The sequence below is a fragment of the Streptomyces sp. NPDC050534 genome (assembly GCF_044457745.1).
Lineage (GTDB): Bacteria > Actinomycetota > Actinomycetes > Streptomycetales > Streptomycetaceae > Streptomyces.
This window is the reverse complement of record NZ_JBITHF010000021.1, coordinates 75,907-96,556: the sequence shown is the minus strand read 5'-3', so window position 1 is coordinate 96,556 and position 20,650 is coordinate 75,907. Positions and strand designations below refer to the sequence as shown.

General features: G+C 70.3%; 13 protein-coding genes. 8 read left to right on the top strand and 5 right to left on the bottom strand.

The genetic code is table 11. The annotated features are described in order from the left end of the window. Nucleotides 1–176 precede the first annotated feature (176 nt). Nucleotides 177–2,264 carry a DNA methyltransferase gene (locus tag ACIBN2_RS43645; RefSeq protein WP_399143349.1) on the bottom strand — a complete coding sequence of 696 codons (2,088 nt, stop codon included), beginning with the start codon at nucleotides 2,262–2,264 and terminating at the stop codon, nucleotides 177–179. A 120-nt stretch (nucleotides 2,265–2,384) separates the two neighbouring features. Between ACIBN2_RS43645 and ACIBN2_RS43640 the strand changes: the two genes are divergently transcribed. The 4 genes from ACIBN2_RS43640 to ACIBN2_RS43625 are packed head-to-tail and all read left to right on the top strand — an operon-like array spanning nucleotide 2,385 to nucleotide 11,293. Beyond that, a complete protein-coding gene (locus ACIBN2_RS43640) occupies nucleotides 2,385–4,877 on the top strand; it encodes a hypothetical protein (protein ID WP_399143348.1) in 2,493 nt (830 codons plus the stop codon). Next, on the top strand, nucleotides 4,874–8,434 hold the full coding sequence (locus ACIBN2_RS43635) for a helicase-related protein (protein WP_399143347.1): 3,561 nt from the start codon (nucleotides 4,874–4,876) through the stop codon (nucleotides 8,432–8,434). The genes ACIBN2_RS43640 and ACIBN2_RS43635 overlap by 4 nt, the downstream gene beginning before the upstream one ends. Further along, the gene (locus ACIBN2_RS43630; RefSeq protein ID WP_399143346.1) at nucleotides 8,418–10,232 is read left to right on the top strand and encodes a hypothetical protein; all 1,815 of its coding nucleotides are present in this window, start codon (nucleotides 8,418–8,420) and stop codon (nucleotides 10,230–10,232) included. The genes ACIBN2_RS43635 and ACIBN2_RS43630 overlap by 17 nt, the downstream gene beginning before the upstream one ends. Continuing rightward, a complete protein-coding gene (locus tag ACIBN2_RS43625) occupies nucleotides 10,229–11,293 on the top strand; it encodes a phospholipase D-like domain-containing protein (protein WP_399143345.1) in 1,065 nt (354 codons plus the stop codon). The genes ACIBN2_RS43630 and ACIBN2_RS43625 overlap by 4 nt, the downstream gene beginning before the upstream one ends. A gap of 68 nt (nucleotides 11,294–11,361) precedes the next feature. On the opposite strand, the gene ACIBN2_RS43620 is transcribed toward ACIBN2_RS43625, so the two are convergent. The 4 genes from ACIBN2_RS43620 to ACIBN2_RS43605 form a co-directional block, all read right to left on the bottom strand. Then, nucleotides 11,362–12,513: an AAA family ATPase gene (locus ACIBN2_RS43620; RefSeq protein ID WP_399143343.1), complete on the bottom strand. Its 1,152-nt coding sequence runs from the start codon at nucleotides 12,511–12,513 to the stop codon at nucleotides 11,362–11,364. 125 nt (nucleotides 12,514–12,638) lie between these two features. Then, complete coding sequence (locus ACIBN2_RS43615) at nucleotides 12,639–14,987, bottom strand: transposase (RefSeq protein ID WP_399143341.1); 2,349 nt, start codon at nucleotides 14,985–14,987, stop codon at nucleotides 12,639–12,641. 19 nt (nucleotides 14,988–15,006) lie between these two features. Next, on the bottom strand, nucleotides 15,007–15,765 hold the full coding sequence (locus tag ACIBN2_RS43610) for a TnsA-like heteromeric transposase endonuclease subunit (protein ID WP_399143339.1): 759 nt from the start codon (nucleotides 15,763–15,765) through the stop codon (nucleotides 15,007–15,009). A gap of 409 nt (nucleotides 15,766–16,174) precedes the next feature. After that, the gene (locus ACIBN2_RS43605; protein WP_399143338.1) at nucleotides 16,175–17,185 is read right to left on the bottom strand and encodes a hypothetical protein; all 1,011 of its coding nucleotides are present in this window, start codon (nucleotides 17,183–17,185) and stop codon (nucleotides 16,175–16,177) included. A 193-nt stretch (nucleotides 17,186–17,378) separates the two neighbouring features. Between ACIBN2_RS43605 and ACIBN2_RS43600 the strand changes: the two genes are divergently transcribed. The 4 genes from ACIBN2_RS43600 (at nucleotide 17,379) to ACIBN2_RS43585 (ending at nucleotide 20,637) form a co-directional block, all read left to right on the top strand. Continuing rightward, nucleotides 17,379–17,642: a helix-turn-helix transcriptional regulator gene (locus ACIBN2_RS43600; RefSeq protein WP_399143336.1), complete on the top strand. Its 264-nt coding sequence runs from the start codon at nucleotides 17,379–17,381 to the stop codon at nucleotides 17,640–17,642. A gap of 168 nt (nucleotides 17,643–17,810) precedes the next feature. Continuing rightward, the gene (locus tag ACIBN2_RS43595; RefSeq protein WP_399143334.1) at nucleotides 17,811–18,671 is read left to right on the top strand and encodes a DUF6083 domain-containing protein; all 861 of its coding nucleotides are present in this window, start codon (nucleotides 17,811–17,813) and stop codon (nucleotides 18,669–18,671) included. After that, entirely contained in the window at nucleotides 18,668–19,150 is a 483-nt protein-coding gene (locus ACIBN2_RS43590; protein ID WP_399143332.1) for a hypothetical protein, read from the top strand. Before ACIBN2_RS43595 ends, ACIBN2_RS43590 begins: the two co-directional genes overlap by 4 nt. Continuing rightward, nucleotides 19,147–20,637, top strand: coding sequence for a UvrD-helicase domain-containing protein (locus ACIBN2_RS43585; RefSeq protein WP_399143330.1), 1,491 nt, complete (start codon nucleotides 19,147–19,149; stop codon nucleotides 20,635–20,637). Before ACIBN2_RS43590 ends, ACIBN2_RS43585 begins: the two co-directional genes overlap by 4 nt. The last annotated feature ends 13 nt before the right edge of the window (nucleotides 20,638–20,650 follow it).

Here is a 20,650-nt window from a genome sequence, read left to right as displayed (position 1 = left end):
GAGCCCGGGCGCGCATGTCAGCTCATGGCGAACCGCACGTGAAGATGTCGCTAGAGGGCGAGGCAGCCGCCGTTGGGCGGCGGGGCCGTACCCGGTTCTCCTGGTTGGTCCGGGTCAAGGCCCGGGTCAAAATGTGGCCTTGGTGCAGGAGGCGGCTGGCACCGGTCCCGCAGAAGTCAGGTGATGTTGAATTCCGCTACCGCCGCTGTGGCTCGTTGGTCTGCTTCTGCTTGCAGGGTTTCCCAGTCGGCGGTCGCCTGGCGTGTTCCTGTTGCGAGGACTGCGGCGCGTACTGCGGTGCGGACGTCGCCGGGGCCCACCCGCAGTCCGGCTTCCCTGAGGTCCTGGATTTCCGACAGCGCCTGCGTGGCGGCCTGGTCGAGGTCGGGGGCTGCCCCGGCAGACGTGTCGTCAGCGTCCCGGCACAGCACGATGACGTCGATGCGGTTGGGCTCCGCCGCTGCGGTCTTGGAGAGACTGGTCGCCACTTCGGCGACCACGGCGCGGGTGGTGGTAACGGTGAAGCCGGCGTCGGACAGCGACCGCATCAGAGCGCACCAGCCCGTGGTCTGCGACTGGTGGAAGCTGAACAGGAGGCAGCCGCCGGGCTTGAGGACGCGTCGGCACTCGCGCCAGACGCGGGCTGCGGTGGCTTGGAATCCATCAGGGGCGGCGTTCTGTACTTCTTGGACGGCCCGGGTGCTGGGCATGTCTGGGTAGCCCTGGTAGGGGCGCATGGCGCTGAGCCAGGCGTGGAAGAAGTCGGCCAGTTCCGAGTAGTGGACGTTGTCGACGTAGGGGGGGTCGGTGACGATGAGGTCCACGCTGTTGTCGGGGAGATCCGTTCGCGAGGCGTCGCCGGTGGTGGTGTAGGCCGTTGCGGGATTCCGCACGAACTGCTGCCACGTCGTGCTCAGGGGGCGGGCGATGGGCAGCGAGGACTGGTCGACGGCGAGGATCCGGTCGGCCTCGGCCTTGAAGTCCAGCGGGGTGCTCTTGTACTGGGCCGCTTTGTGCAGCCGGGTGAGCACCCCGGAGAACCCGGCCGATCCCCCCTGGGCACCCCAGGGGTCTCCTTCGACGCTGCACCGCTCCGGTCGCAGTACGTGGTTGTGGAAGACCGAGCGGATCGGACCGGTACCCTCTCCCTTGTAGGAGCAGAACAGGTTGTGGTGTTCGACGGTTCTGCCGAACGATGCGATGAGCGCCTCGCGTTCCGCGGACGCCCCGGGCAGATCGCGCAGCGCCGCGCCGATCAGTCCGAGGCTGTAACGCTGGCGCTCGTTGAAGAACCGCTCCCAGGAGTCGTACCCCCAGCGCAGCGCCTGGATGGTGCTGACGCCTTCCTCCAGCGCGCCGAGCGGGCGTACGAGCTCATCGGGGGATGTGTCGGCGAGGGACTTCGCCGCCTTGTCGTACAGGCAGAGGTCGAAGTCGTCGATCGCCCGGTACTCACGGATGCCGTCGGCGCGCAGCACCAGCTTCGCGTACATGCGCCGTTCCGGGACGGCGCCGTTCAGCGCGGCGATGACAGGGGTGCGGTGCCCGTGACGGCACGTCATGAACCTTCCGCGGGCGGCTCCTTGGAACGGGAAGGTGATGCCGCAGGCGGGGCAGTGCCCGCTCTCGTCCTTGCTCAGGTCGGTGACGCAGATGCCCCGGCAGCCCGGGCATATGGCCTGGGCGCGCGGGTGCCTGCGCGGGTAGGCATGGCGGGCGAAGACCCGGGTGGTGAAGAGCTCCACGTCCTCGCCGCACTCCGGGCAGTACGCGAGGGCCACCCAGAAGTAGTGCAGGACCGGTTCGTTGGAGGCGGTGCGGTGCAGTTCCTGGACGGGGCGGGCGCACTTCCTGACGACCTGCCCGAAGAGGTCCGCGAGCACCTCGAGATTCCATGGCTGCAGCGCCTGCCGCTGGGTGAGCGTCGCGACGGGGTTGATGTCGCGGCCGACGACGGCGGCCCCGAGTTTGGCCGCCTCGACAAGGGTGGTGCCTGATCCGGCGAAGGGGTCATAGACGACGAGCCCCCGCAGCCTGGCCGCGGCGTCGGCAACGGAGTCGTCCGGCCCGGACACGGCAGCCAACAGTAAGTGGCGTGCGACGCTGCCCAGGCGCCTCGCCCACCACTTGTGCACGTAGGTCGCGGGCCGGTGCACCTCCTTGCGCCACGACTCGTGCTCGGCGATCCGGCTCCACTCCACTGGCGCCGGCCCGGCCTCGAGGAGTGAGACCGGGGGGAGGCCCGCCCCTGGCTTCTCGTTCATGTGTACGCCCCCGGTGGTCCGAACCCGGATCCACCGCCCTCGGATTGGGCCAGGAGCAGGTGACGGCCTGTCAACGTGCGTTACTGTAACGGCAGGTAGTGGGGGGATACCAGGTGGGTGATGGCGCGCGTGACGTATCTGGACTGTCTCGTCCCTCCCGACGCAGACCCGGCCGACTTCTTCGAGCGAGTGCAGGCCCTTCGCATGACGGACCGCGGCCGCACCGTCGATCTCGGCCCGCTGGACCGCGCCACCCTGACCCTGTTGTCCCACGCATTATCGAGTGATCAACGCAGCGTGTACCTGAGCCTCCCGCGCGGGCGCCACGACATGGCCGTGCTGATCGGGATCTACCTCCAGCTCATACGGCGCGGGGCAGAGCTGACCGGCGGATCACCTTGCCCGGTCCCTGACGGACCGGTGGTGATCGTCGGACTGCGCACCAACGTCACCGTACGGCTGGCACAGCTGGCGATCGGCAGGCAGAACCTCTCGCGAGCCCTGCGCATGCAGAGAATCCGCGGTGACGGGCGGGTCGTCGACCTCCAAGGAAAGATCACCAGAGCTGTCGACTCGCCCTCGGGGCTGTTCTACCTCAACACCGCGCTCGGCAGGCCCTCGCTGGGGACCAGCGTCGGCACTGTCGTCATCGACCGCACCAGCATGGCCAACGACCAGTCCTGGGAACGCGCGTTGGCCTGGGCGAGTGAGCACGACGCCGCCCGCGTCGTGGCCGTGGCCGACCTGGGCACCCAGCCGGGCAGCAGCCGGGCCTGGACGCAGTGGCCGTGGACTCCCGCGCTGCGCACCGACGTGCGGCACACTCTCGGGCACCGCCCCGCATACGGCCCCCTGACCAGCAACGCCCTCCTCGCCCACCGCCCGGCAGCCGCACCAAGCGCGGCGGTATACCGCCACGAGCAGCTCGCCGAGCTGTACCGGACGGTCGTGATGGGTGTGGTCGCAGCACGGCGTGTCCACACGTTGGAGCCCTGGCCACAGCCGATCGCCGACGCTGTGCGTCTGCTCAACCTGCTGTGGTCCAGCTGGGGCTCGATCGGGAGGCAAGACGCCTGGCAGGTGCTGATGGGGCGCGGCAGCGGCGCACGGGCGCTGGCCCGCTCGGTGTCCCGCGGGACATTGGAGGGCCGCGCCGGGCCGTGGGGGCTGTTCCGCGAGACCCAATGGCCCGACCTCCGGCGCGCCGTGCTGGACTTGTATGAACTGCTGTACGACGGCAATCCGCGCTGGGACCTGCTGCTTGCGCTGATCGATTGGGCGCGGGCCGATCGGGCAGGCGTCCCCGTTCTCGTCCGCACCCGCTCCCGCTCGGCCGCCGCGGCTGTCGCCGAGGAGCTGGCAGACGCACTCGGCGGTGATGCCGACTCCCTGCTGCTCGCCCCCCGGCCCGGGCCCGCCGCCGGCGGGAGAGCCGGTGCGCTGCACGTGATGCCCTATACGGAACGCCTGGCTTGGGACGCCTCGCCGAGGTTCGAGCTTCACCTCGGTGTCCCCTCGACCTTGCGCACCGGCGTGCTGTTCTCCGGTGCTGCCGATGAACACGTCGCCGTGGTGGAGCAGAGCGAGTACACGTGGCTGGAGCGTTCATCCGGCCGCGCGCTGCAAGACTGGCACGAGCAGGTACGCCAGACCGCCGCGGTGCTGAGGCTGGGCGAGGTACCGGAGCCGACGACGCCCCCGTTGCCCGTCGCGTACGGCCCCGTCGACCTCTCCGGACCGTCCTCCGCACCGGAAGAGCCGCCCCAGCACGACAGCCGGCTTGCCCTCGACCTCTCGGCGCTCTTCGAGGACTACGACGCCCCGGCCGGGACGATCAGCACCCCGGCGGGCCCCGGCCGCGGTGCCACAGCGGCGGCGGATGGGCCGGTGCCGGCCACGGCCGTGCTCACCGAGCCCGAAGGGGCGGTGCTCTGGCTGCGCAGCGACGAGCAGGTCGACGTCCTCATCGGCCAGCGCTACGCCAGGGTGCCCGTGACCGCGCTCACCCCCGGCAGCCGGCTCCTCCGCGCACGAGGCGACGGGCAGTCCAGACTCCACGACCGGCTCGTCATGGTGATGCACGACAGCGCCGAAGTGACCGCCATGGACACGGTGATCGGCTTCTTCCGCCAGGCCATCACCACCGTGTACGAGCAACGAGGGTCGTGGCCAAACGTACTCACCGCCCTGAAGAACCTCGGGAGCGAGGTCTCGTCATGGCAGGCGGTGAGCAAATGGGCCGACGGCAGCGTCATCGCCCCGGAGGACCCGCAAGACATCCACCGGGTTGCCCTGCTGGCCCGGGACACCCGCCTGACCGCAGGGGGCACCTGGCAGCGCCTGGCCCGCATGGCGGAGGAACTACGCCGCTTACACCGGGCGCTGGGCCACACCGCGGCGGCGGCGATGACCGAGGCCGAGCGGGGCACGGAAGGCCCTGCGCTTCGCCAGCTGAAGACACTGTGCTCCGGGATCGACGTCTCGGAGGTCCTCGAGGAGTTCGACCTGGTCGTCGTCCGCCGCGTCGGCGGCCAGAAGAGCGTGTCCGCGGCCGTCCTGGGCCGCGTGCCAGGCCCCCGCAGCGCAAGCAGCTCACCACAGGAGGCGCCGTGAACGATGCCAGCAACAACCCGCTGGCGCTGCACCCCGACAGCGCTGTGGACAACCAGCGGGAGACGGTGCTGATCGACCACCTGACGCAGGTCCTCGCCGACAGGCTCGCCGACCGCAGCGGCGCCCCGCACAAACCCCCGTGGACACCACGCGACCACGTGGTCGTCGGAGTGCTGCCCGCCGTCGCGGTCCCGCCGCCACAACCCCCGGCACCAGACGAGGCGACGGCCGACCCGATCCGTCGGCCCGTCGAATCCCTGCGCGGCACACAAGCGCCCCCGGTCCTGGCACTCGACTTCCGGGTGCGCACCATCCCCGGCCGCAGGACCGCGCAGCTCGCCGTCCACTGCCGATTCGCGCTCTACCTGGAAGACATCGCCAGCTACGCCGAACACATGGAGTACCTGCGCGGCGACGAAGGCCCCTCCGGCGCACAGGCCCGGCCGGGAGAGCTGCTGGGCGTCTGGCGCCGCCACGACGTTCACGTGCCGGACCTGGTGATTGAAGTGCCGCTCGGGGAAGGCGACCTCGATCCGCACGCGCTCAGCGAGGCCCAGCAGGTGCTGGACCGGGCGGTCCGCCGCGCGGTGGACGCGCACTTCGCCCGCCCCGAGGCCCGTCGCCCGCTCACCGCTGGGCCGCAGGGTCGTCAGGGTCGGCGCAGGCGCAACGTGCTCCCCGCGGAGGCCATGGCCGACGAGGAGGCATTCCACCACCACGTCGCGGCACTGCTGGACCGCGACGCGGCCCCTTGCGCACCCCAGCTGGTGCTGTCCGCGCACGCCCAGGCCCTGGACTGCGGCGACCACCTCATACGCGTCTCCCTGCACAACCAGAGCGACACGGCGCAGAGCGACTGGCAGGACCTCTCCGTGTACGACTGCCGCTTCGCGGTCCTGCCCGGGGACGGCATCAGCATCGTGCCTCAGCGCTTCCACCTCGCCCCACGTGACTACCGCCTGGAGGAACTGGCGGAGGTGATCGGTCGCGGCACCGGCTGCGCAGCAGTTCCCCACGGCGTCGGCCTGCGGACCGAGACCCTGCCCGTCCACGTCCAACGCACCGTCGTGCCTCGCCAAGCCGGGGTGCGGCACCCGCGGTGGCGCGAGCTCGCCGACGACCCAGCCCCGATCCTGGACTCCGTCGAGGTCGCGATGGCCCGCTACGCCCGGGAGTTCGCCACAGCCTGCCGTGCTGCTGAGCAATTGCCGCACCACAAGGCCATCGAAGCCGACCGCGCCCAGTTCGACGACGAGGCCAGGCGGTTCGGCCTCGGCCGCGAGTGCCTGGACATGGACCCGGACCTCAAGCGCGCCTTCCAGCTCGCCAACGAGGTCTTCGCCCGCGTCAACGACGGCCGCCCATACGACAGTTGGCGTCTCTTCCAGCTGGTCTACATCGTCTCCCACCTGCCGGCACTCGCCGTGCGCGAACACCCCCAGCGGGCAGACCTGCGCGCTGAACTCGACCACACCGACGTACTGTGGTTCCCCGCAGGCGGCGGGAAGACCGAGGCGTACCTGGGACTGATCCTCACGGCCCTGTTCTACGACCGGCTGCGAGGAAAACACGCAGGGGTCACCGCCTGGCTGCGCTTCCCGCTGCGCATGCTCAGCGTGCAGCAACTCGACCGCACCCTGCGCATGCTGATCGCCGCCGAAGAACTCCGCGCCGAGCGCGGGATCGGATCCCTCCACGACGACCCCTTCGCGCTCGGCTACCTGGCCGGCGGGGCGGGCAGCCCCAACGACCTCCACTGGGAGCGGGGCTGGTGGCGCGGCTGGGAGACCGAGGCCGCCGCCACCCGGACGGGGACCTTCGCCGAAGACCACCTGCGCGACCGGCTCGTGATCACCTGCCCCTACTGCGAGCGCGACAGCGTAGGGCTGCGCCTGGACACCGACGCGGTCCGTCTGCACCACGAGTGCGCCGCATGCAAGCGGATCCTGCCCCTGCACGTGAGCGACGTCGAGGTCTATCGCACCCTGCCCGCGATCGTCATCTCCACAGTCGACAAACTCACTGGGCACAGCTGGTTCCCCGAGTTCACCGCGTTCCAGCACGGACCGAGACACCGCTGCGCCGAGCACGGCTACTTCTCCTTCCCGCGTTTTGGAGCCTGCCTGGCCGGGCCGAGCCACTGCACCGCGCCGAGCCAGGGCTACCCGCCGGCCCGCCCGATCAAGGACCCGGTACCGGCACTGACAGTGCAGGACGAGATGCACCTCCTCAAGGAGGAGCTCGGCGCGTTCAACGCACACTACGAAGGCATGATCGCCGAACTCCAGTCAGGAGCAGGCAGCGGCCTGCCCAGCAAGATACTGGGCGCCTCCGCCACCATCGAGCAGTACCAGGACCAGCTCCGCCAGCTCTACGGCCGCCGTCCCCGCGCCTTCCCCGCACCGGGATGGACACTCGGCGAGAGCTTCTACACCACCACCCGGCCCGACTTCCGGCGCGTTCACATCGGCGTGCTCCCGCACAAGCGCCGCAAAGCCGACGTCGCCGCGATCGTGCAGGGCGAGCTCCTCACCGAGATCGCCCGGCTCCAGGAGGAGCCCAAGGCCCTGCGCGAGCGCCTCGCCCTGCACGGGCTACCCGACTCGGACCTCCCACGGCTCCTCTTCCCGTACGAGGTCTCCTTGGCCTATGTGAACAGCAAGCAGCACGGCACCCAGCTCGACGAGGAGCTCGGCCAGCTCTCCGACGACCTGCAGCACGCCGGACTCGACCGCGTCGAGCACGCGGTGCTCACCGGCGAAGTCCCGGTCCCCGACCTCGCCGCGGCCATCGCCCGGGTCCAACGCGAGCACCTGGATACCCCGCGAGGGGAGCGGCTTCGCGCCCTGGTCGGCACCAGCGTGCTCAGCCACGGGGTAGACCTCGAGCGTCTCAACCTCCTGGTCCTGGCCGGCATGCCGCCGACCGCCGCCGACTACATCCAGGTCACCGCCCGGGCCGGGCGGACCCACGCAGGCCTCGTCGTCACCGTCTACGATCCCGTCTCGCGCCGCGAACGCTCCATGTTCTCCAACTTCCTGAGTTACCACCGCCTGCTCGACCGCATGGTCACCCCCGTGCCCGTCAACAAGTACGCCTACTTCGCAGCGCGACGCACCCTGCCTGGCATCGTGCTGGCGCTGCTTCACGACGCCGCCCGTGACCCCGCGCTGAAGCCACCACCGGAAGGAGCCGACTACTCCAAAGACTTCAAGCGCTGGTGGAGCGCCCAACGACCACTTCTCGACCCCTGGCTGGAACGACGCATCCCAGCCTGCTACCGCGAGCGTGTGGAGGGCGTCAACGGGCGCGGCCTGGAGAACGACCTCGTTGCGCGGATCATGGACACCTGGCGGCAGGAGGAACGCCCCAACCTCAACAAGGGCGCAGAGGAAAAGCGCACCGCCTACCTGTTCCTCCAACAGCCGCTCACCAGCTTCCGCGACATCGACAAGAGCACAGCGTTCCAGTCACTGACCAGCAGCCAGGACGCCTTCAATGCGCTCGCCACCAACACTGCCGACAGCAAGGGGGGCGAGGATGAACCGCAGCCGTAGCCAGGCCATGACCGCCTTCCTGCCCGGTGCGGTCTTCCGCCACGAACAGCGGCTGCGAGGCAGGGTCCAGGCAGTCGACGGGGACGTGGTCAAAAAACTCAACGAAGACGTCATCTATGACGAAATCTCCCGCTACCTGGAGCGCTGGAGCGAAGACGCCAGAGCCGCCCTGCCCGTGCCGCAGGGCCGACTGCGGCAGAATTTCGTCCTGGTCAGTCCCGACCTCGTCCGCTTCGAGGTGTTCCCGCTCGTCCTCGAATGCGTCCGCCGCTCCTGCCGCCGCGTGCGCACCTACGCGAAGGCCCAGCAACTCGCGGCCGACCCCCGGTGCCGCACCTGCAGCGCACCGCTGCGGCAACTCCCGTACTTCAACGCGCACAACTGCGGACGCATCCGCCCCATGTACGTGCCCAAGTGCCGTGTTCCCGCGCACGGCTACGACCACATCGTGTTTGAGAACACGGGAAGCTTCGTCACCGCCCTCTGGCGCTGCGTCGGCCCAGGCTGCGGCGGCGCGAAGCTCCAGGGCACCTCGCAGTCCCCCTGCGGCTGCGAATGGAAGGACGCCGCCGGCCGAGCCATGATGCGGGCAAGGACGTTCAACGACACCCGCGCCTACCAGGTCCACGCCCTCCAACTCGTCAACATCGACAACTCCGAGTTCCGGCAGTACCAACGCCACCCCCAGCGCGGCCGGATCGCGGCCGCCCACTACCTCAACCTGATCGACTCCACGGCCCAGGGCCTCGGCGACGCCGCCCAGACCGTCACGGTGCCACGCCTGTCCCCGCGGGAATGGCAGCAAAAAGAACAACAACTGCGCCAGATCAACATGGGGGAGGAGGCAATCGAGCAGATCCGCAGAATGATGGGCCCCGAGGAGAGCGGCCTGGCTGCTCTGCCCAGTACGGACGCCGACAACGCGCGGTGGGAGCTGCTCGGTGCAGACCGCCCCTTCGTGGAACGCGCAGCCGTCTTCGACCCCGCCCAGATCCAGCGCATTACCCTCGACGACCAGTGTGCACGCTTCGCCGAGCTCCAGGACCGGCTGGCCCAGCAGACCACGGAACGCGCCCGCGAGCAGGCCCGCACCCTGGGGATCGCAGAGATCGCCGTCACCTGGGAGTTCCCCGTAGCCCGAGTCGCCTTCGGCTACACCAGAGAAGAGCACGAGCCCGAACGGGGCGTCCTGACCGGCTTCCACAACAAGTACCACCACGACGGAAAGTACCCGGTCTACGTCGCAGCATCAGACACCGAAGCCCTCCTGGTCACCTTCTCCGCACGTTCCGTCCTGTCATTCCTGAACGCCAAAGGACTCACCGCCGGGGTGGCCGAAGACGAATCGGCGGCCCGCCGGCGGCTGCTGGAACTGTTCACGGACCAGGACGACCCGGAAGCCGCCCGCGCGGCAGCAACCGTGCACACGGTCATCCACACCCTCGGCCACCTCCTGCTTCGCTCCCTGGACGACGGCCAAGTAGGACTGGCCGAGAACACGCTCGCCGAATGGGTCGTCACGAAGGCACTCACCGTCGCCATCTACGCCGACAACGTCCGTGAATTCACCCTCGGATCACTGTGGACCCTGCTCAGCAACCGCGTGCTCAGCTGGCTGGAGAGCACCGCCGACTCCGTGCTCAGCTGCGAGAACGACCCGCTGTGCCATCAGTCCTCACCACGATGCTGCGAACGCTGCGTCTACCTCACCTTCGGCTGCCAGCTGTTCAACGACGACCTCGACCGGGGCCTCGCCGCAGAGTTCCTCCGCCACACCGCCGCCTCGAGCCACACATGACCGACGAACTGCGACCGCTGGTCCCGCTCGCCCAGCTCCTGGAGCGCCTCGCGGGCAGCTACGCGGCAGCCGCCGAATGGACACGGGAGATCGCCAGAGCCGACACCCTTGACGCCCTCCGCGTCCACGGGGTCGCAGACGATCATGCTACCGCCGTACGCCAGCTCGCCGCCGAGTGCGGCCTACTGGGCTCAGGCCGGCACGCAGGGCTCGTCCCTGCCCGCCTCTCCCAACTCCAGGTGCTCCTGGACGTCCTGGACGGCCTTGACCCACCGCCCGCAGCACCACCATCCGAGCGCCCCCTGGTGTTCACCACCCCCCGAGCCGCCGCCCACCTCGTAGCGCCCCCCGTCCGACGCCTGGACCTGCTAGTCCAGGACGTCATCGCCGGAGCCAACAGCGAACTCCACATCGGCGGCCCCTTCTGGAACCGCCACGGCTGCGACCTACTGCGCGAGGTCCTGCTGCCCGCCGTCGCCGAGCGCCAAGTCGCCGTCCACTTCTACGCCCACGACCCGAGCAGCCGGGCCCAACCCCTGACCGACCTCGTCAAAGACTGCGCCGACTACGGAAGAACGTCCTTGTACTGGTGGACCGGGGCCAACCCCGGCATCATGCACGCCAAGTTCGTGGTCGCCGACCGCGCCACCGGCTACTTCGGCAGCGCGAACCTGTCCTCCCTTGGTCTTCAAGAGCACTTCGAGATCGGCATGGAACTGGGAAGCGCCCAGGCATCCTCACTGGTGGACCTGTGCACCCGGCTGCGCCAGGAAGGCTTTTTTGCCCAGGTCACCGAGGGGCCGGGACGCGCACCGGACCCGCTCGTGCTCGTGGAGACCGCAGACGGGAAACGCCGCTTCGGCCAGCTGCGGTCCTGGCACACCACCAGGGACGGCCGCCGCGAAGCGGACGTGCTGTGCCGCCTCTCGGACGACGCTCCGCGGCCAGCCAGAGTCCGCGTCGATGAGAGCCGCATCCGGCTCTTTCCCGGGGTCGATTACGCCAACGTGCCGGCAGACGGCGCTCGTGCGGGCGGCGGCGAAACCGGATCCACCGGGTAGTTCATGACACGAGACGAACGGCCCGCTGCCCGCCATGGCTCGTTTCAGGGGGCGAGGTCGGCCCGGCTTCACGGCTGGTTTGCGGCTGGTTGCCAGGGGCAGAGCTGGGCTGTCGCGGCTTTGAGCTCTTTCTCGGTGATGTTCTCGCTGCCGCTGTGGATCGCGATGACGGCGGCGGTGGAGATGACGTAGGTGAGGGCTTTGAAGTAGCCGCCGGTGAGCTGGTGCAGTTGGGCGGCGTGCTTGCTGAGGGCGTTTTCCTCGAGCCGGTACAGGCTCAAGTCCGCCTCGAAGCTCGCCAGTACGCGCCGGAATACCTCCTGCTCCTTGATCTTGGTGCCCAGGGGCAAGGGGTGCAGCCAGGTCACGGGCAGCAGTGCGGTGGGGGAGGGCGAGACGGGATCCGCCGGGCGGCCCGCCTGCTCGAGCCGTACCCGGTTCTCCGCGCTGACTCGGGTCAGGTCCTGGGCCATGATGCGGGCCTGGTGCAGGAGGTGGCTGGCACCGGTGCCACAGAAGATGAGCGAGATGCCCAGCTTGTCGCGCAGGTAGTCGAAGTAGGGCAGTACGTTGGCCAGTTGCTGCGGCGAGGCGCGGTCGATGTCGTCGAGGAGCAGCAGGCGGGTCTGCGCCGTCTCCAGGACGTAGTTGACCGGCAGGGTCACGTCCTGGTGCCTGCGCATCTCCAGGACTTCCGTGAGGCTCTTCGGCTCGGGGTTGAGACCCAGGTAGGAGCCGATCTCCCAGATCCAGTTCACCTTCAGCTCCGGGTCCGCGGGGGTGGTGATGTGCACCACCGGGATCGTGTTGGGCTGCCTGCCGTTCGTGGCGGTTTCGATCTCCTGCTGGGCGGTGCGTCCGATCGCCCGCAGCAGGCAGGTCTTGCCGGTGCCCGCGGGCCCGTCGATGACATGGTCCATCAGGCCCTCACGGCCCCCGCTGTTGCGGTGGACCGCTTCGACGACTGTCTTCTGCATGTGCGTCATCGCGTCGGTGGGCACCATCCGCAGGTGCCGGTGGTAGGCGATGGCCTGTTCATCCGTCTTCCTGTCCTCGGTGGGAGTGCTGCCCGACGCCAGGACAGGCGGGTTCACCTCCTCGTCGACGAAGTGGGTCCAGCCGGTGAGCTGGAACAGCGGCAGAGGCCGCATCGGGGTGTCCCTCAGCTGCTGAAGCAGGCGGGCTTCACGTTTGTCACGCAGTTCGACGGATGCCTTCATCACGCTTCTCCCTCATCACGGTTCCTGCCTCGACACCGGCAGACCAGCCCCGGGCCGGAGAACGCGTCCGCCCCCATAGGGGCCGGCCTGCGGCTGCGTCGTTCACGGCCCCTGCCCCAGGTCGCCTACATCTCCCATACGTCGTCCTCGCCGTCGTCGTCCGGATCGGGGTCGTCGAGGAGCTCGGCCTCGACGACCTCGTCTACAACTGCCGGTACTTCGGCCGTGAGGGTCTGCGGCCCGCTGCCGTCGCCGTCGTCAGGGAAGAGTGCTGCCAGCGGATGCAGAGCCTGCCGGCTGTCCGAAGTCGGCTCCCCGTCGCCTGCGGGCAGCGACGGCGGGGCGGACGCAGAGGGGGGTGCCATCGGGGAGATGGGCAGCGCCGGGTAGGGCCGCAGCGTCGACAGGTCGAACTCCTCCAAATCCGCGTAGGGGTCCTGGGGCGGCTGCTCGGTCTCCAACTCCAGCCCCTGGAAGGGGGGTTCGGGCCCGGTACGCCTGGGCGGCGGTCTGTGGCTGCGGCGGCGCCGGTTGCGCTGCGCCAGGGACAGGGCGATCGCCTCTTCGTCCCGCTCGCTGCCGCCGGCCGCACGGTGCCGTTCGGCGTGCTCCTGCCACATGTCCGCGGTCCACGGGTCGGTGAGCAGGTGCCGCAGCCGGAAGTCGCACGTCACCCAGGTGCCCGCCGTATGGTCGTAGAGCCACACCCGCTCGGGACGGTAGGGGTTGAAGCGGCACTCCCACTTGCCCTCTGCGCCGGGAAGCTTCGAGCCGCCGCGCAGGAGAATCTCCCGATAGTGTCCGGCGTCCTGCGCGACGGGCTGATAGGTCCGATAGTCGATCATGAAGCCGCCCTTGCCGGGGGTGACCCACTGCGACAGCAGGAAGAAGCGGTTTTGGGCGGGGGAGAGCGGCACGGCCCGGTAGCCGCTGCGGGCCACCTGGACGGCGTACATGTCGTTGGGTGACAGCGCGATTCCCGGCCGGAAGGGATCGCACAGTCCCGCATCGGGGGTCTGCTGGTACTCCAGTGCCACCCATTCCTGGGCCATCTGCTGGAGTTCGGCGATCGTGTACAGCGGCATCCGCTCGATGCCGCGGCCGCGTTTTTTATGGCTGCGGCCCTGCCAGCCATGCAGTACGTGCTGGCTGAAGCGGTGCGCGAGGGTGATGAAGAATCGCTCGATGAGCGGCTTGTCGGGCGCGGTCCTCTTGCGCGCCGGGCGGCGGGCGATGTGCAGCCGGTCGCAGACCTCGGTGAAGTGCTCGCTCACGTAGGGGCTGCCCTGGTCGTAGATGATCAGTTCGGGGCGGATCACCGGACGGGCGGCGGTGGCCTCCGTGAACCGTTCGTCCGCCGCACGCAGTGCCCCGAACGGCAGGCTGGAGGTGGCGGCCGCGCTCAGCGGGTCCCAGCCGGGCATCACCGGCCAGGGCGCGAAAGCCTGAGCCAGCATCAGGGTCAGGTCGATCGCCCGGGTCGCTTGCCCGGGCCGGCCGCTCTCCGCGTCCCGGGGACGGCTGGGTGTGATCATCAGCGCGCACATGCTGTGACTGGCCACGTCGATCAGGGAGGACATCTCCGTGGCGGTGGGCCGGCCGTCGTCGCCGCGGGCCAGGACCCGCAACGGCGTGGTGTCGACCTGAGTCACCTGTCCCGGCCGCAGTACGACCTCACGCCCACCATGAGGCAGCGGCGGGGTTGAGGCGAGGGCTGCCCGGGCCCGCGTCGGCCGGTCCAGGGCATCAGCGAGACCGGACTCCTTCATCCGCAGGTAGAAGGTGGACCGAGAGGGCAGCAGGGCCGCCACGGCAGCCGGATCGCCGAGTTCCTTGCCGTAGCGGGCGTGCAGGAGATCCTCGACCTCTTCGCGGATCACGTCGATGGTCACGTCCGACGCGTGTGCACGCCGGGCCACCACCTCCTGCATGGCCGTCAGACACCGCGGGTCGGTGAAGCCCCCCGGCCGTCCCTCACGCGGCCGAGGCAGCAGGACGACCGGGTTCTCCCCGGCCGCTTTCCACTTGCGCCGCTTGGCGGCGAGGGTATGGGCGGAATAGGGGACGCCTTCGGTAGCCAGCCGCGCAGCCATCGCGGCACACCGCTGAGCCAACGTCGTTTCCGGCCCGAATCCCCGCGCATGCTCGCTGCCGCCCGGCGCCAGACCGGTATCGATCTCCACCATGCGCGCCTGCCACAGCGCGGCCTCCTCCTCCCGGCCCTCCTGACGCCCCCACCCGTTAAGAGCCGCCCCGTCCGTGTCCGGTGCCCCGCCGCCGCTGAGGACAGCGAAGTCGTCCGAGCCCACCAGCCACCGGTACGACACCGCACGCGGTGCCTCCTCGCTGTCCTGCGGCAGCAGTGTGACCTGTGACCCCTGCCATGCCACCACCTCCCACTCGCGCTCTTGCCAGCGCACCCGCGCCCCGATGGACAGCGACCCCGCAAGTCGGCCCTCACCCGATCCCGCCATGCGCCCCCCTGTTCAGTCCTCAGGCCGCCCAAGCTGCGGCATCGGGCAGCAGCGGCTGTGCGATGTCGAACAGCAGCCGCCGCTGCCAGAGCATCCGGTAGGCGAGGTCCAGCCCTGTCAGCTCGTCCAGCCCGCTCGCCGCCACCCCTGCCCGCAGGCCCGTCGGCTGCCTGAACGCCTCCAGCAGCGCCCGCCCTTGGTCCTCCTCGTCGCCCGCGGGAAACCGGTAGCCAGCCAGCCAACCGAGATTGCGTACGCGCAGCCCCGACACCTCACGCACCTGCCGCACCCGCCATCCGGCCGCCTGCGCCACCTCCTGAAGCACCTCGAGTCTCACCGCGGGCAGGCTCTCCTGCCGGGGCGGCTTCAGTGCCAGCACCTCACGCTCGCCCTCGGCCGTGCGCGCCACGAAGTCGGGGCGCCAGCGGCGAAGGCGGCCTCCCGCCCGCCACCGCAGTTCCACCGGGCCAGCGCTGAACGCCGCCCAGGCCGGCTCGAAGTCCAGCTCTATCGCCAGCCGCCACTGCCGCAGGCTGCCGCACACCACGGTCTGCTCCCGCGTCGCCACCGGCCAGTAGGTGATGATGCCCTTGCGGCCCCGGTAGGGCACCGGCTCGCTCACCGGCCCGAACTCCTCCAGTGCCACGTCCCGAAGCCCGGCCGCGCTGCACAGGCGCACTGGTCCGTACGGCTCGCGGTACAGAGCCACGACGCCCTGCCCCGCTTTCGGCACGGCCTCGCCTTCCATCAGGCCACCGGGGCCCTCCTCCGCATTCATGCCGCACATCCCTTGCCGTGCCGCCGCAGGGTCCCGCATACCTGTCCAGTCGGCAGCCCCTTCGGGCCCAGTCCCTGACCTGCACCGGCCAGCCCACGAAACCGCCCGCCGTCGACTGCCCCCGCACGGGCACGGGCTGGCGGGAGCCGGACAGCCAAGCTCCCGTCACCTGTTCACCCGCCCCTGCCTCTTTCGGCGATGACTGCTGCCGCAGCCCGGCATGCCCATGCTGCTCCGCTTCGCGCCGCGAGAACTTTCCCGCCCGCCGGATACACCTGAAAGGGTGAACAAGGCGGCGACAATGAAGGGTCACCGGGCGGTGCCCGGTCGGCATCCTGCGCGGCGGCTCGGCTGCTGAACTCGCCTGCCACGAAGCCGACTTCGGCTCGCTGGACGGTTTCTGCGCCGATCAGGAGTGCTCAGGCAGCTCCCATCGCACCTCGTCACCGTCGTGATGGAGGCGCCAGGCGGTCACGAGACGGGCGCGGATCAACTGGTCGAGGAGGTCCTCCAGCTGCTGAGGGGACTGCCCGCACTGGCGGGCGAGAGCATCGAGCTCACCCCCGCCCGCCCTGGCGGTGCTGTGGGCGGCCAGGGCCAGTGCGGCCAGCCGCAGAGCGGAGGGCAGGGCGGCCGAGAGAGCCAGCGGGGCGGGGCGCAGCGCCCATTGGGCGGCGCGGACGCGCGCGGTGCGTTCGGGAGTCTGGTGGAGGACGGCGGCATCGAGCAACTGCGCCTGGACGGGAGAGCATCTTCGTCCGGAGCGGTGCAGCCAGCCGGCGTGTTCCAGCTCCAGCCACAGTTCTACGCGGCCGTGCAGCCGCATGCCGCGCAGGAAGCCGTGGGGCAGGCGGATCCGCCCGTGGTGGTCAGCGCGCAGCGCGCACTGCAGGGCGAGCAGCCGGGACGCGGGGGAGGAGAAGCGCGGCAGCGCTGTGGCGAGGTAGGTGAGCATTTCGCGTACGCGTTGCTGCTCTGCCGGGCCGAAGGGCGGTGCGATGCGCGCAGAGCGCGACGTGCTGGAGTGCGGCTGGGCGCGGTCGGCGCGGAGCAGGGTGGGCGGCACGACGGCGGTGCGGCTCATCGCCGCCGCGCAGGCGGCGCAGGCATCGGCCAGCCGCCAGGTACGGCCGCCGCTGTCGCAGGTCAGGGCGAGCAGAACGGGCCCCGCGCAGCCGCGGTGGCGGGGGTGCCAGCGGCAGCCCAGCGCCCGGCACTGGCAGGTGCGCAGATGCCCGGGCAGCGCGTCGGCGCGGGCGTGGCGGGCCAGATGAGTGAGGGCGACTGAACGTGCGGAGACGGCCTGCAGGACGGGGCTGTGCGCGCAGCGGGGGCAGGCCAGGGCCGGTCCGCCCGTCTGCGGGCGCAGGTGCACTGTCCAGATGCGCTGCACCGTGGCGTGTGTGCTGGCAAGCCGCATCGGCTCGTTGTCCCTCCGCTCTGGTCTGCGCCGGCGTCGTTGCGGTGGTCTCCCGGGACGCGTACGGGAGCCGCCCGCACCGTAGTGCAGATTCCTGCACTCGCGCAGAAGCGGGTGCCCGGTGCGCTCACCTGCACTGATAGTGCAGAAATCCGCACTGACAGGGCAGGTGTCTGCACCGTCGGATGGTGGGGTGACGATCTTGCCGCCCGACCCGGACCGCGACGCCCTGCGTGTGACGCTGGCACGGTTGAGGAATGAGCGCGGGTGGACCTTCGATGAACTCGCCGGCCGCAGCGGCCTGGCCCGGCGCACGCTGATCGACCTCGAACACGGCCGAGCCGCCGGCACCGTCACCACCTGGCATGCTCTCGCGCACGCCTTCGACGTCCCCATCGAGCAGCTGCTCGGCTCGCTCTGCGAAGGCCACACCCCGCCCGGATCCTTGGGCGCCTGACTCCGGTCGCGCCAGGCCTGCGGCGCGGCACAAATCACCCGAACCGGCGAGCACGCATAGAACGCACACTCGCTGAACCGCGTCACTGTTCGATACTGCTGGGCCGGCCGGGGGACTGTCCGCCCGCCGGCCCCGGCCCCGGCCCGCCTCGCCTGGCACGGTCTCGCCATGCGCCCCAACACCGCCCCCACCGGCTGCCACTGGGACGGCAGCCCCCGCACCGCACCGGTGCGCCGTTCGCTGCGGGTGGCCGCCACCAGCCCCAGCCGCCTGCTGCGCGCCGGCCAGAGCAGCCGCTGCCACCAATGCGGCAACCGCATCGACCTCTACCCGCGTACGGACGGTCGGCCCATCGCCCTGCATCCCGCCGAACTCGCCACCGCCCAGGTCCCCGCGCCCTGCCGCTGGCACCTGAGCTCCGGCATCGCCCACCCGCACGACGACGGCCGTACCTGGTGCCGCATTCCGCACGCCGTGCTCTGCCCGCAGCGCACCCCCGTCTGCCGGATCAACCGGCCTCTTGAGTCCGTGCGCCGCCAACTCGCTGTACGGACCCGTCGCCTGATCGACACCGGCGCCTTCATGCTCACGGCTTGCCCCACCACAACAGCGCCCACCGACACCGCCTGCCCCGACCGTCCGGTCGTACGGATGCTGCTGTGCCTCTACCTCGCCGACGGCCCCGTGGAGGCCGTCCGCTGCGTAGCCCAGACGAACCACCGCCACCGCTGCCCCCGCCCCGTCCTCGCCCCGGACGGCCCGGCCGGATCCTGGGGCCTGCTGCCTGTCGGCCCCCGGCGCGGCCAACTTGCCCTGCCCGAACAGACGGTGGCCGTCTACGACCTCAGCCGGCTGCCTCACGCCGAACAACGGCGCTGGCGCATCCAGCGCTGCTCCGCGCACGCCGTGCCCCACGGCACCGCCGATCTGGCACTGGCCGGATGGCAGGTCTTTGATCCCGTTCTGCACGCCGAGCACCTGCGTACCGATCTGCTCTGTCCACCGGCACACGACAGCAGAGAGCGATGACGATGCCGCACCACGCCCTGGAAGTCGTCCTGACCCGCCCTGTGAGCTCAGCCGAACTCCGCGAAGCCGTCCACGTGCTGCCGCTCGCCACCAACCACGACACCACCCGCCTCATGACCCTCGTACGCGCCAAAAGCCCCGGCCGCGCCGCGCACCGGCTGCGCCAACGCCTCGCCGCACGGCTTCCCGTGGACGTGATCACCACCCACTACCCGGACACCGCAGGGCAGGTCCTGCTCAACCTCGCCTTCCCGCCCGCCGTTCATGCCACGATCCGCCAGGCTGCCCATGGAGCGGGGCAGAGCCCGGAACTCTTCGTGAAGCTGGCCCTGCACCGGGTGCTCGCCCAGCACGCCAGCGATGAGTCCGACCGCCTCGACCGTGCCGTGCAGCAACTGCTCGCCAGTACCACGCCTGCACACCTTCTGGCAGCCGTCGGCCACGTCCTGACCCGCACCCCCGGAGCAGCCCCTGCATGAACCCGACCGACGAACAGACCGCCGCGGCCGACGCCTTCCACGCCGGGCAGCACCTTGCCCTGCAGGCTGGCGCCGGCACGGGCAAGACCACGACCCTGGCCCTGCTCGCCCGCACCACGAAACGTCGCGGCCGCTACCTCGCCTACAACCGGGCCATCGCCCAGGACGCCCGCACCCGCTTCCCCGACACCGTCCAGTGCAAAACCGCCCACGCCCTGGCCTACGCGGCCGTCGGCCACCGCTACACCCACCGTCTGAACGCACCCCGCCGCCCCGCCTGGCAGACCGGACAGATGCTCGGCATCACCAAAGCCGTCCGTATCGGCGACCGCAAGGTGACGCAACGAGCCCTCTCCAACGCCACCCTGCGCACCGTCGCCCGCTTCTGCCACACCGCCGACGAGGCCATCACCCCCCATCACGTGCCCCGACTCCGAGGACTGGAAGACACCGACCTCCACACCCAACTCGCCGCCCACATCGTGCCATTCGCCCACAAGGCGTGGACCGACCTGCAGCACCCCGCCGACGGCGCCGTCCGCTTCGACCACGACCACTACCTGAAGATCTGGGCCCTGACCCGGCCGCGCATCCAGGCCGACTTCCTGCTGCTGGACGAAGCCCAGGACACCAACCCCGTCGTCGAACAGATCTTCCTCGCCCAGCGCGACCACGCTCAGCTGGTCATGGTCGGCGACTCCGCCCAGGCCATCTACCACTGGCGCGGCGCCAAGGACATCATGACCGGCTTCGACGGCACCCAGCTCGCCTTGTCCCAGTCCTTCCGCTTCGGCCCCGACCTCGCCGCCGAAGCCAACCGCTGGCTGCACCTGGCCGACGCGCCGATCCGCCTCACCGGCACCCCCGCCGTACCCACCGAACTCGGCCTCGTCACCCAGCCGGACGCCGTCCTGTGCCGCACCAACGTCGGCGCCATGGCCCAGGTCATGGCCCACATGGCAGCGGGACGCCACGTCGCCCTGGCTGGGGGAGGGGACAGCCTGCACGCCCTGGCCCTCGCGGCCCGCGACCTCAAAGAAGGCCGCCGCACCCATCATCCCGAACTGCTTCTCTTTCCCTGCTGGGGCGACCTGCAGGACTACGCCGCCCACGACCCCGCCGGCCGCGACCTGCAGCCCCTGGTCAACCTCGTCGACACCCACGGCACCGACGCCATCCTTGCCGCCATCACCCACCTCGCCCCCGAACCGCACGCGCACGTCACCGTCTCCACCGCCCACAAGGCCAAGGGACGCGAATGGCCCAGCGTCCTCATCGCCGACGACTTCGCCCGCTCCCCGAACGACACCGCCGACGACCCGGCAGGAAGCACACCGGCGCCCGCTCCCGACCCCGTCGACGACGCCGAAGCCCGCCTTGCCTACGTCGCCGTCACCCGCACCCGCCGACGCCTTGACCTGGGAGGCCTGTCCTGGATCGACGAGCATCCGGAAGGAGTCCTGGCCAGTTCTCGGTCGCTGCAGTGATCACGCCCTGCGG

Coding starts and splice junctions, on each gene's coding strand:
- ACIBN2_RS43645 (WP_399143349.1), bottom strand. CDS start 2,264: ATGAACGAGAAGCCAGGGGCGGGCCTCCCCCCGGTCTCACTCCTCGAG.
- ACIBN2_RS43640 (WP_399143348.1), top strand. CDS start 2,385: ATGGCGCGCGTGACGTATCTGGACTGTCTCGTCCCTCCCGACGCAGAC.
- ACIBN2_RS43630 (WP_399143346.1), top strand. CDS start 8,418: ATGAACCGCAGCCGTAGCCAGGCCATGACCGCCTTCCTGCCCGGTGCG.
- ACIBN2_RS43625 (WP_399143345.1), top strand. CDS start 10,229: ATGACCGACGAACTGCGACCGCTGGTCCCGCTCGCCCAGCTCCTGGAG.
- ACIBN2_RS43620 (WP_399143343.1), bottom strand. CDS start 12,513: ATGAAGGCATCCGTCGAACTGCGTGACAAACGTGAAGCCCGCCTGCTT.
- ACIBN2_RS43615 (WP_399143341.1), bottom strand. CDS start 14,987: ATGGCGGGATCGGGTGAGGGCCGACTTGCGGGGTCGCTGTCCATCGGG.
- ACIBN2_RS43610 (WP_399143339.1), bottom strand. CDS start 15,765: ATGAATGCGGAGGAGGGCCCCGGTGGCCTGATGGAAGGCGAGGCCGTG.
- ACIBN2_RS43605 (WP_399143338.1), bottom strand. CDS start 17,185: ATGCGGCTTGCCAGCACACACGCCACGGTGCAGCGCATCTGGACAGTG.
- ACIBN2_RS43595 (WP_399143334.1), top strand. CDS start 17,811: ATGCGCCCCAACACCGCCCCCACCGGCTGCCACTGGGACGGCAGCCCC.
- ACIBN2_RS43590 (WP_399143332.1), top strand. CDS start 18,668: ATGACGATGCCGCACCACGCCCTGGAAGTCGTCCTGACCCGCCCTGTG.
- ACIBN2_RS43585 (WP_399143330.1), top strand. CDS start 19,147: ATGAACCCGACCGACGAACAGACCGCCGCGGCCGACGCCTTCCACGCC.